Source organism: Halobacillus alkaliphilus (genome assembly GCF_900113125.1).
GTDB lineage: Bacteria > Bacillota > Bacilli > Bacillales > Halobacillaceae > Halobacillus > Halobacillus alkaliphilus.
This window is the reverse complement of the sequence record NZ_FOOG01000068.1, coordinates 1-11932: the sequence shown is the minus strand read 5'-3', so window position 1 is coordinate 11932 and position 11932 is coordinate 1. Positions and strand designations below refer to the sequence as shown.

Annotated in this window: 11 protein-coding genes; 9 read left to right on the top strand and 2 right to left on the bottom strand. The window is 43.3% G+C overall.

Annotated elements, in window-relative coordinates:
- Both BMZ06_RS19670 and BMZ06_RS19665 read right to left on the bottom strand, forming a co-directional pair.
- Nucleotides 1–222 (bottom strand): transposase (locus BMZ06_RS19670; protein ID WP_139205868.1); only part of this gene is annotated, 222 nt, incomplete at its 3' end.
- 132 nt (nucleotides 223–354) lie between these two features.
- Entirely contained in the window at nucleotides 355–1566 is a 1212-nt protein-coding gene (locus BMZ06_RS19665) for a threonine synthase (protein ID WP_089754836.1), read from the bottom strand.
- A gap of 216 nt (nucleotides 1567–1782) precedes the next feature.
- Here BMZ06_RS19665 and BMZ06_RS19660 point away from each other — a divergent pair, with 216 nt between their 5' ends.
- The 9 genes from BMZ06_RS19660 (at nucleotide 1783) to BMZ06_RS19620 (ending at nucleotide 11545) form a co-directional block, all read left to right on the top strand.
- A complete protein-coding gene (locus BMZ06_RS19660; RefSeq protein ID WP_089754835.1) occupies nucleotides 1783–2985 on the top strand; it encodes a M24 family metallopeptidase in 1203 nt (400 codons plus the stop codon).
- 3 nt (nucleotides 2986–2988) lie between these two features.
- A complete protein-coding gene (locus BMZ06_RS19655) occupies nucleotides 2989–3969 on the top strand; it encodes a cyclodeaminase (protein ID WP_089754833.1) in 981 nt (326 codons plus the stop codon).
- Nucleotides 3956–5149 (top strand): cystathionine gamma-synthase family protein, encoded by a 1194-nt coding sequence (locus BMZ06_RS19650; RefSeq protein ID WP_089754831.1) that lies wholly within the window; start codon nucleotides 3956–3958, stop codon nucleotides 5147–5149. Before BMZ06_RS19655 ends, BMZ06_RS19650 begins: the two co-directional genes overlap by 14 nt.
- 13 nt (nucleotides 5150–5162) lie before the next feature.
- Nucleotides 5163–6350, top strand: coding sequence for a M20 metallopeptidase family protein (locus BMZ06_RS19645; protein WP_089754829.1), 1188 nt, complete (start codon nucleotides 5163–5165; stop codon nucleotides 6348–6350).
- On the top strand, nucleotides 6350–7402 hold the full coding sequence (locus BMZ06_RS19640; RefSeq protein WP_089754828.1) for a homoserine dehydrogenase: 1053 nt from the start codon (nucleotides 6350–6352) through the stop codon (nucleotides 7400–7402). Before BMZ06_RS19645 ends, BMZ06_RS19640 begins: the two co-directional genes overlap by 1 nt.
- Nucleotides 7403–7418: 16 nt before the next feature.
- Entirely contained in the window at nucleotides 7419–8864 is a 1446-nt protein-coding gene (locus tag BMZ06_RS19635; protein WP_089754827.1) for an aldehyde dehydrogenase family protein, read from the top strand.
- 140 nt (nucleotides 8865–9004) lie between these two features.
- Nucleotides 9005–9724 carry a CAP domain-containing protein gene (locus BMZ06_RS19630; RefSeq protein ID WP_089754825.1) on the top strand — a complete coding sequence of 240 codons (720 nt, stop codon included), beginning with the start codon at nucleotides 9005–9007 and terminating at the stop codon, nucleotides 9722–9724.
- Between the two features lie 66 nt (nucleotides 9725–9790).
- Nucleotides 9791–10492: an SGNH/GDSL hydrolase family protein gene (locus tag BMZ06_RS19625; protein ID WP_089754823.1), complete on the top strand. Its 702-nt coding sequence runs from the start codon at nucleotides 9791–9793 to the stop codon at nucleotides 10490–10492.
- A gap of 66 nt (nucleotides 10493–10558) precedes the next feature.
- Nucleotides 10559–11545 carry a Gfo/Idh/MocA family protein gene (locus tag BMZ06_RS19620; RefSeq protein WP_089754822.1) on the top strand — a complete coding sequence of 329 codons (987 nt, stop codon included), beginning with the start codon at nucleotides 10559–10561 and terminating at the stop codon, nucleotides 11543–11545.
- Nucleotides 11546–11932: the final 387 nt, after the last annotated feature.

Here is an 11932-nt window from a genome sequence, read left to right as displayed (position 1 = left end):
ACGAACGCCATAGATATAACCAATGAACATCATTTTGAATAAAACAAGAGGATCCAAAGAGGGACGGCCATTGTCTTCTGAATAGTAAGGACGGACTTTTTCAGGAATGAAAGAAAAATCTATGCATTGGTCAATTTTACGGAGGAGATGATCTTCTGGGACAAGCTCTTCAATGGCAACCATTTCGAATTCATTTTGACGTTCAGTTTTGGATTGAAACATCAAATCACCTTTCATTGATAAGTTATAGCTATTATAACAAATTAACGCGGTGATCTATTAAAAAAGGAAAACAAATAAAAGCTGCCGAGACTTTCTCGACAGCCTGAGACGGGCTAGCCCGTCTTTTTTTATTTATCTAATCCTCTCTCCAGGCTTAAGGATCGGCAAATTAACATTCACGGTGTCTGGATATTTAATCCCAGCTCCTGTATTCAAAACAACCACTTTGTCCTCTTCTTGAATCCATCCTTGTTCACGAAGGTGGCGGGCAGCTGAGAAGGCCGCAGCTCCTTCAGGGCATACAAAAGCCCCTTCCTTTTGAGCCACTTTCTTTTGTTCCTCAAGAAGTGCATCGTCACTGATCGCTATGGCACATCCATCTGTTTCATAAAGAGCTTCAAGTACTAGAAAATCTCCAAGGGCTTTAGGTACATTAATTCCAAATGCTACAGTCTCAGAACCTTCCCAAAAAGGGGCTTCTGTTTCTCCTTTTTCCCATGCCTGAACAATGGGGGCGCAGCCATCTGATTGTACAGCAACGAGTCTCGGCATTTTATCCTTCTGAATCCATCCCAACTGTTGAAGCTCCTTTAAGGCCTTATGTATGCCAATCAGTCCGACACCGCCTCCGGTTGGATAAAGAATGACATCAGGAACCTCCCAATTCAACTGTTCAGCAATCTCCAGCCCCATAGTTTTTTTGCCTTCGATCCGATAGGGCTCTTTTAATGTAGAAACATTGTACATTCCTTTCTCTTGTACGGCATTCCCCACAATTTGCCCCGCATCACTAATTAATCCATCGACTAAGTATAAGCTAGCCCCAGATATAGCACATTCGTTTCTGGTAATTTTGGGAGCATCAATTGGCATGACTATAGTAGATTTCATGGATGCGCGAGCAGCATATAGAGACCAGGCAGCGCCTGCATTTCCGTTCGTAGGCATAGCCAATTCTTCCACACCAAGCTCCTTCGCTTTTGAAACTCCGACAGCCGCTCCACGAGCTTTAAATGAACCTGTTGGAATCGTCCCTTCGTCCTTCATGAGTAAATCATGAATACCCATGTCTTGTCCGATTCTGTTCATTGTAAGTAATGGACTCATTCCTTCTCCTAAAGTTGTTTTGTATTGTTCATCCTGCAGTGGAAGAAGTTCATGATAGCGCCACAAATCAGGAGAGCGATCCGCTAGATGATCTTTCTTCCAATCGTAGGCTAATTCATCCAGTCGGTATTCGACCAAAAGCGGAGATCCGCATGTGCATAAATGCTGAGTTTCTTCGCTTGAATAAGTTTTCGAACATTTCGGGCAGTACAAGTGAGATATGTAACTATAGTTCATTTTTGAGGGCCTCCTTATAAGTATTAGCTTCATGGTAACACACCATTTCACTGTGTCTTACTAAGAGAGGCTTTTTACAGAGAGCGTCGATTTATAAGTTTGTAGTAAATTTGGTTTTGAAACTTCATACACTTTTTACATTACAAAAAAAAAGAAGGTTGAATAAAATATAAGTAATCAATATTTAAATATTCAGAAAAAGGTGGAGGGGTTCAAATGGTGCTTCCTTTTGACATTCTTGAGTATCACCAACGGTTACAAGAGACAAAAAAGAGTATGGAAGCGAAAGGAATCGAAGTCCTGCTAATTTCAAACCCGGCAAATATGAATTACCTTTCAGGATATGATGCCTGGTCTTTCTATGTTCATCAGATGCTTGTGATTATCATTGATGAGCCACAGCCTCTATGGATTGGACGTTACCAGGATGCCAATGGTGCCCGGGTTACGACTTGGATTTATGATGAAAATGTAATTGCTTATCCGGATTATTATGTTCACTCGGAAGTTTACCACCCAATGGATTTTATTTCGGAGATTTTATCTCAAATTGGTCATGGAAATCGAAGAGTTGGCGTGGAGATGGACCAATATTATTTTACCGGTATGGCGCTTGAGAGATTGAAAAAAGGAATGCCAGATGCCGTTTTTCAAGATGCTACCCTTCTGGTTAACCGGGTAAGAATGATTAAATCAGACCAGGAAATTGAATATATGAAAAAAGCAGCGAAGATCGCAGATTTAGCGATGCAAAAAGGTGTGGAAAGTATCAGCCCGGGAGTGCGTGAATGTGATACAGCTGCTGAAATTTACTATCAAATGGTCAAAGGAACACCTGAATTCGGAGGAGAGTATCCAGCAATTGTCCCTCTGCTCCCGACCGGTGACCGCACCTCGATTCCACATTTAACGTGGAGTGACCGTCCTTTTGTAGAAGGGAATGCCGTCATTATCGAATTGGCGGGGTGTTATAAGCGTTACCATGTACCTTTGGCGCGAACCGTAACGGTGGGGCAGCCGAATGAGAAGCTGCAAGTAGTAGCACCTGTGGTTCTGGAAGGAATTCAGGAAGTTCTTTACGCGGCAAAACCGGGAGTGACATGCGGGGAACTTGAAGAAGTATGGAGAAAGACAATTAAGAAGCATGGGTTTGAAAAAGAAGCTCGACTCGGATACTCCGTTGGACTGAATTATCCGCCGGATTGGGGAGAGCACACAGCTAGTATCCGAAAAGGTGATTCTACCGTTTTAAAGCCGAATATGACTTTTCACCTTATACCGGCTTTATGGTTTGATACGGATGGAATTGAAATCAGTGAAACTTTCCGTATTACGGAAGAAGGTTCTGAACGGTTTACCACTTATCCCCAAGAATTAATTATTAGGGACCATATGGACCTTAGCGGACAAATCAGCTAGGAGGTGACGATCATCCAATTATTCCATCGGAGTGAAATTAATAATGTGGTTCGTTTAGACAAAAAGGTAGTGGATTTGGTGGAAGAAGGTTTTAATGCCCTAGGTGATAACAAAGTGCAAATGCCTCCCATCATGCGAATCGATGTCCCCGAACATAACGGGGAAGTAGATATCAAATCCGCTCATATTAAAGGATATGATAGTTTTGCTATCAAGCTCTCTTCTGGATTTTTTAATAATCCTCAAATAGGGCTGCCAAGTGCGAATGGCCTGATGATTCTCTTGAGTGCGGAAACAGGCAGACCCATGGCGATTCTTGCAGACCAGGGTCTGCTGACCGACTTACGTACCGCTGCTGCAGGTGCAGTGGCTGCCCGTCATCTCAGTCGGCAAGATAGTCGAACGGCTGGAATTATAGGCACCGGTGCTCAAGCGAGACTGCAGTTGGAAGCTTTATCGCTTGTTCGTCCCATAGAAAGGGTGCTGGTTTACGGTAGAGATATTAAAAAGGCTGACGCCTACAAAGAAGACATCGAACAACGATTGAGCCTGCCGGTAGAGGTTTGCACTCATCCGCAGGAGGTTGTAGGGGAAAGCGATATCGTTGTGACAACTACCCCTGCTTCAGAACCACTGATTAAAGGGGAATGGTTACGGCCTGGCGTTCATGTTACCGCTATGGGGTCTGATGCCGAGCATAAACAGGAACTTGAAACATCGGTATTGGAACGAGCGGATCAGTTAATTTGTGATGTGAAAGCGCAGTCTGTGCGGTTGGGAGAGCTTAGAAATTGTCATCAGGAAACAATAAACCGGGCTATTGAGCTTGGCGAAATAACAAGCGGCGGCAAGCCAGGAAGGCAGTCAGCCGATGAAATTACGATCTGTGATCTAACAGGGACGGGTGTGCAAGATACGGTTATTGCCCGTCATGTTTATTCATTACTTGTACCTCAGGAGGAGATTATAAATGGAAAAAGCTAAATTTAGTACAAAATCGATTTGGGCTGGAGAAAAAGAACAGTTGGCTTTTGGAGCTACACAAGTACCGGTGGTTCATAGCGTTTCCTTTGGTTATGACGATATGGATGAATGGTATGAAGTAGCGATTGGAAATAAACCAGGTCATATTTATGGTCGGAACACTAACCCTACGGTGCAGGCATTTGAAGAGAAAATCCGTATTCTTGAAGGAGCGGATGCTTCGACCAGTTTTTCTACAGGAATGGCTGCGATTAGCAATACACTTAGTACTTTACTGTTTCCCGGAGACCGCGTGGTGTCAATTAAAGATACGTATGGCGGAACGAATAAAATTTTTACGGAATTTCTTCCAAGACAGCAAGTAGAAGTTATTTTGTGCGATACAGGAGATCATGAAGCTATTGAAAGAGAAGTGGCCCAAGGATGTAAGGTCCTTTATCTCGAAAGTCCGACTAACCCGACCGTTAAAATTACGGATATTAAAAGAATGGCTGCAGCTGGTAAAGCAGTAGGGGCTACTGTCATAGTGGATAATACTTTTGCTACACCAGTAAATCAAAATCCGTTAGAGCTTGGAGCTGACCTCGTGATTCATAGTGCAACGAAATTCCTTGGGGGTCATGCTGACGCACTTGGCGGTGCTGTATGCGGTGATCGAGCTCTTGTAGAAGCTATCTATCACTATCGTGAAATTAACGGTGCAACGATGGATCCAATGGCAGCCTACCTGATTCTGCGCGGTATGAAAACACTGAAACTTCGAGTTGATCAGCAAAATAAAAACGCAGCAAGTATTGCGGAGTACCTGAAAACATTTGATATGGTCGAAGCGGTATTCTATCCAGGTCTTGAGGACCACCCTCACCATGATATAGCGAAAGAGCAAATGACTGGTTTTGGAGGTATGCTCAGTTTTGCAGTTCGCGGCGGAGTGGATACAGTGAGACAACTGCTTCCTAAGCTTAAATACGCGAATCGGGCGGCTAACTTGGGATCTGTCGAAACAGTCGTCGGACCTTCAAGAACGACCAGCCACGTTGAATGTACCCCGGCTGAAAGACTGGCTATGGGCATTCCGGAAGGACTTATCCGTTACTCCGCGGGCATTGAGGATATTGATGATTTAAAAGAGGATCTTGCTCAAGCCTTTAAAGCTATTGAAGCTTATGTCAAAAGCTGAGGAAGTGTAGTTTGTGAGAACCAAAAACGCGGACTTAGTTAAACGCTCTCAAGAACTTCATTCTTCTTTAGTAAAATGGAGAAGAGATTTTCATCAACATCCAGAACTAAGTTTTCAAGAACAACGCACAAGCAGAAAAGTTGAAGAAATCCTGCGCGAAGCAGGGATTGAGGATATTGAAACAAACGTAGGCGGCTGCGGGGTCATTGCAACGATAAGCAATGGCCCGGGGGCTGTGGTCGGAGTCAGGGCAGATATGGATGCCCTTCCCATCGAAGAAGAAACAGGTTTCGCCTGGGCTTCAAAAAATCCTGGGGTTATGCATGCCTGCGGTCACGACGCCCATACAGCCATTCTGCTTGGTATAGCTCATCTGTTTATAGAAGATGCGAAGGCCAATCGATTTCAGGGGACGGTTAAGCTTGTCTTCCAACCAGCTGAAGAGAAGTGTGATGAACAAGGGGAAACCGGGGCTGTCAAAATGCTCAACTCCAAAAAGCTGGAAGAACTCGATTCGATACTGGCACTCCATATGTGTCCCTGGAGAAAACGTGGAGAGGTTCAAATCTATGATGGACCGAGTATGGCAAATAATGATGAGTTCCATATCGCTATTAAAGGAGACGGTGGTCATGCCGGCTATCCTCACCAAACCGTCGATCCAGTGTGGATCAGTACATTTGTATTACAGAATTTATACAGTTTAAACGGTCGTAAAGTCGATCCTTTGGACGTGGGAACGATTGGTATTGGAAAAATTCAAGCAGGAGAAGCAAACAATATTATTCCGCATGAAGTAGAGATACGAGGTACGATGCGTTCGTACTCTAATGAAGTCCGGTATATGCTTATTCACGAAATTAATAAGATTCCTTCCCTCGTGGCATCCTTGGGCGGAGAGTGTGATCTAGTCGTTCAAAAAGGAGAGCCCGCGCTCTATAACGCGCCGGAAATCAATGCGATTTTTAGAAAAGCAGCTTACCCCATGACTATATATAATGAACCTTTTGGAATGGGAAGTGAAGATTTTAGTCACTTTACACAAAAGATTCCCGGGGCCATGTTTTTTTTAGGGTGTGCAACAGAAAAGGTGACCAATCTCCATCAGTCTGATTTCAATATAGACGAATCTGCTATGTGTGATGGAGTCAGGATACTTGCGGAAAGCACTTATGAATTACTAAAGCAGGGAGGCATTTGATGACAATGAAAATAGCATTTATTGGTTTTGGAGGGGTCGGTCAGTCGCTGGCTAAAATCATGAAAGAACGCGAAAAAAACCTTAACGCTGAACATGGCCTCGATTTTTCAATTGTTGCTGTAGCCGATATGCGGCTCGGGGCGGTTTATCATCCGGAAGGGCTGAACATGGATTTATTATTTGAAGGTATAAGTGAACATGCAACAGTAGAAACCTACCCGGAGGATCACCAGACGGTTAAAGGGTGGAGCAGTCTGGAAACGATCAAGCACTCCAATGCTGACGTTATTGTTGAAGTAACGTTTACGGATGTGAAAACAGGAGAGCCTGCCATTTCCCATTGCCGGACTGCATTTGCTCATGGGAAGAGTGTCGTGACGACCAATAAAGGGCCAGTCGCACTTGCCTACGAAGAACTGCTCCAACTGGCCGAAGAAAAAGGTGTGTTCTTTGGATTTGAAGGGACAGTCATGAGCGGCACACCAGCTTTAAGAATGCCGGAAACAACTCTTGCAGGCAATCAGATCACTGAGATCAAAGGCATATTGAATGGAACAACGAATTATATGATCACGGAAATGGAAAAGGGACTTTCTTACAAGGAAGCCTTAGAAAAAGCTCAAAAGCTGGGGTATGCCGAGGCAGATCCAACCAGTGATGTGGAAGGTTATGATGCCCGTTATAAAGCTTCGATTTTATCCAGTCATGTGATGAGGTCCCCTATTCCCCCTCATGAAGTAGAGTGTGAAGGAATTAGTGGACTTAACTCGGAAAAAATAAACGAAGCTTGGAAAGATGGCGAAAAATGGCGGTTGATTGCTCGTGTCGAAAAAAACAATGGACGTGTGAAAGCAAGTGTTAAACCAGAACGAATTCCTATGGATGATCCGTTAGCTGGAGTAACAGGAGCTACAAATGCAATTGTCTATGAATGTGATTTGGCTGGATCGATCATGCTTACTGGAGCAGGTGCAGGTCTGACGGAAACTGGTTATTCATTAATGATTGATTTAATTCACTATCACAAGCAGCGCACACCAACGAAAATATAAGGAGGGTACGCCTGCCATGCAGACAAAAGTGAAAACGATGAAAATGTTACTGGGCGGAGAATGGGTTGAGGCTGATCAGACATTTGAAGTGCTTAATCCCCAAAATAACGAGCTTATTGCTAATGTTCCTGCCGCTTCTAAAGAGGATATGCTTGCCGCCATCGACATAGCAGACCGGACATACAAATCTGTGGATCCATGGCCTGTCCACGAACGCATCCGAGTATTAAACGATGCGGCTGATTACATGGAAACACATGCAGAGGAATTTGCTCATATTGTTTCCTCTGAAGGCAGCAAAACCATTACAGAAGCCCGTGGGGAAGTAAGAAGAGCTACGCAAACGATTCGAATTAGTGCCGAAGAAGCACGAAGAATAAAGGGAGAAACGATTAATTTTGATCAAAATGAAGGAAGTGAACACCGGACCGGTTACTATTACCGTTTTCCAGTAGGGGTCGTTGGTGCAATCACTCCATTTAACGATCCTTTAAATCTTGTAGCCCATAAAATCGGTCCTGCCATAGCGGCTGGGAATGCGATTGTCTTAAAGCCTGCCTCGGTGACACCTTTAAGTGCACTGAAATTAGCCGAAGCGTTAGTGGAAGCGGGTCTTCCAAAAGGCATGCTCTCCGTTATTACAGGATCAGGTAAGGAGATAGGAGATCCTCTCATTACTCACCCTGCCGTCAAAATGATTTCGTTTACAGGCGGTGGAGATGCAGGCGAACGAATTTCCAGCAAGGCAGGGACTAAAAAAGTAAGCATGGAATTAGGATCTAATTCCCCGGTCATCGTTTTAAAGGATGCAGACCTTTCGGATGCCGTTTCATCATGTGTATCAGGAGCTTTTTCAGCTGCCGGTCAAAATTGTATAGGGGTTCAGAGGATTTACGTAGAAGACGAAATTTATCAGGAATTTGTTAAGGATGTTGTGAATTTAACCCTTGATTTAAGAGTAGGCGATAAAATGGATGAGCACACAGATGTAGGTCCTATGATTGAAGAGAAAGAAGCCATACGCGTTGAGAACTGGGTGGAAGAAGCCGTTCAGGAAGGGGCAAAAATAGAGGCGGGAGGTAAAAGGGACGGTGCCTTTTATTATCCGACCGTGTTAACGGATGTTTCTGATAATGCTCGAATTGCACAAGAAGAAATATTCGGGCCTGTCGTCATTATTCAGCCAGTGAAGAATCTGAAGGAAGGGATTGAAAAATCCAATAATGTCAACTATGGGCTTCAGGCAGGTGTGTTCACCAATAATCTTCAGCATGCCTTTTATGCGATCAAACACATGGACGTTGGGGGTTTAATGATTAACGACAGCAGTGATTATCGTATTGATGAAATGCCATTTGGAGGGACTAAGGGTTCTGGTATTGGAAGAGAAGGGGTACGTTTCGCTATCGAATCCATGACAGAACAGAAGGTTATATGTTTCCGCTTACAATCAAATATTTAACAAGGTTGTTATGACCTGTTTGCAAAGCCGCTATGTTACTACATAGCGGTTTTTTTAGTGGAAATTGGAATGCTTCCCTCGGGATAAAAAGTATCTAAGGGAGAATAGTAAACGTAAGAAATCCTGAGGAGGATAAAAAGATGAAAAAAGGTTTAATTGTATTGTTTACAGCCTTCATCATGTCTCTTGTACTTACAGCTTGTAATACAGATGAAGGTGCTAGAGAACAGCAGCGCAATAACTTTAATGAAGTAAGTTTTGGTCCTGAAGATCAAGGTATTCAGCAGAAGGGTCAAAATGCAGTGGATCCAGGTGCTGCACCAGGACAAAACAGATTTGACCCTAATATACATTTTGAAGGATTAAATCCAAATGGACCAAACGGAATGATGGATGCACCAAACATGGATAACGAAGAAAATAAAGCTGAACCTGACAGAGATCAGGGAAATGCAGAGGATGAACGTTTTGGGCAGGTCAATGGAGCTCTTCAGGAAGAAGTAGTGAAATTAACCAATCAGGCGCGAGAGAAAAACGGTCTTAAGCCACTGAAGATCGATGGACAAGTAGCTAAAGTTGCCCAGAAAAAATCAGAGGATATGTCGGCCAATGACTACTTCTCTCATACATCTCCAACTTACGGAACGCCATTCGATATGCTGAAAGAATTCGGAGTGGATTATCGTACTGCAGCGGAAAATATCGCGGCCGGTCAACAAACGGCTGATCAGGTTGTAAAAGGTTGGCTGAATAGCCCAGGACACCGTAAAAATATTATGAACAAGAATTTAACCCATATTGGAATTGGTTATGACCAGGATGGAAATTACTGGACGCAAATGTTCATCGGTAAAAAATAATAAAGCGAGACGTCAAGGTTCGTCCGGCGTCCTGCTTTTTACATAACACGTGAAAGGACAGGGCATATGATTAAAAGAGTTACGGTATTCATGTTCATTATCTTCAGTTTGCTACCCCTGTCCAATGTCTATTCCAAACAAGAAGAACGGGTAGTAGCTATAGGTGATTCTATTCCGTTTGGATATAATTTGTCGAGAGACAACCACATGCCTCCTAGTAAAGCTTTTCCTTATCTTATTGGGAAAGAAACAGGTTTGGAAGTCACTAATCTCAGTGTGCCAGGTTTAACATCCGGGGAACTGTTAAGGGCTGTTCATTCCAATGATATGTTCAGACAATCTATACAGGGAGCGGACTATGTCATTCTTTATATTGGTGGAAATGATCTTCTTAACTTAGTGAAAAAGAATAAAGGGTTGGACGGTATACGGATTGATGAAGCTGCTCCTGTGATCAGGGATCTGTTATATAACGTATATTCTACAATCGTTCTAATTGATCAGCTCACAGAGGGACAGATTCTTGTGTATAACATTTACAATCCTTACCCCTCCGCTGGAGACCAGCTTAATACACCATTAGCTTACATCAACCAACAGTATGCTTCTTTAATTAAGCTTCTCAGTCATTTCACTTCAGTGAAGCTGTTGAATGCAAATTCCGCATTCAAAGGTCATCCGGATTACATCATTAAAGGAGATGTTCACCCTACTGAAAAAGGACAAAGGGTTCTAGCTAAACTGGCTCTTCAGGAGATGGATAAATAAACTTCTACACGGACAGCCATATCCTCCTGTATACTAGTAAATAATTCAACAAGAGGAGGGTTTATATTGATCCGTTTCGGAATTATTGGAACGAATACCATTACGGAAAAGTTTTTGAAGGCCGGGGGCCAGCATGATCGCTTCGAAGTAACGGCCGTATACTCGAGGACCGAAGAAAGAGCACGGGAGTTTGCTTCTGTTCATGGCGCGAAACATTCGTATCATTCACTTGAAAGCTTTGCCTCAAGTACAGAAGTCGATGCCGTATACATAGCAAGCCCTAATTCTTTTCATGCAGAACAAGCCATTACCTGCATGAAACAAGGAAAACATGTACTTTGTGAGAAACCTATGGCTTCAAATCAGCAAGAGGTAGCTAATATGATTAAAGTTGCTCAGGAAGAAGGCGTAGTTTTAATGGAAGCTGTTAAATCTACACTTATGCCAGGATTTAAAACTCTGCAGGATCACTTGTCCAAAATCGGCCGAGTCCGCCGCTATTTTGGTAATTATGGTAAGTATTCCTCTCGTTATGATGCCTATAAAGAAGGAACAGTCTTAAATGCCTTTAATCCAGAATTCTCGAATGGATCCCATATGGACTTGGGAATTTATGGGGTTTATCCTATGGTCGTACTTTTTGGTGCTCCTCTGTCCGTCAAAGCAAATGGAGTTAAGCTTGCATCGGGCGTAGATGGTCAAGGGAGTATTATTGCCAGTTATGAAGGGCTGGAAGCGGTGATCACTCACTCGAAAATCACTCATTCTTATGCGCCTTCTGAAATTCAAGGGGAAAAAGGTGTAATAGTTGTTCAAAACATCTCTGAACCTGAAGATCTTCTTATTCGATACAATGATGGCACAACAGAAACATTGCCGGGAATAGCTGATAAAGATCCCATGTACTATGAGATCGAAGAATTCATTCAACTCGTCGAACAAGGTAAACAGCAGTCCAGTATCAATTCCTTCGAACATTCTCTAATCGCAGCTGACGTGTTGGGCGAATCAAGAAAGCAGATGGACATCTCGTTTAAAGCAGACGACTATTAATGTTAAACAATATTATAGCTTATTGCACTAAAGGGCCGGTTAATTGAAGACTCAGTTTCGAGATATTGGGTATGAGGAAGGTCCTCCGGGGGACGATTTCGCTTTCCGTGGGCATGTGGTAAGCTTCCTCAGGCTTCGCCTTCCGGGATCTTACCGATCATGTTCATCCCACAGGAGTCTTCATCGTCCCCCTCCGGACCTTGCCAAATCATAAGCTCGAAACCACTTAAAACATCACCTGAGTGATGAGTAAAGAGACCATGTGTTTGTGCAGCTATTTTCAAGATGTAACTATCGCCATAGCCTGTATTAAAGCATTTAATACAGATTAAGAAGGAGAACTTTTCTCTCCTAGAAGGGTCCGTTTTTCATAATCATGTTGGGTTG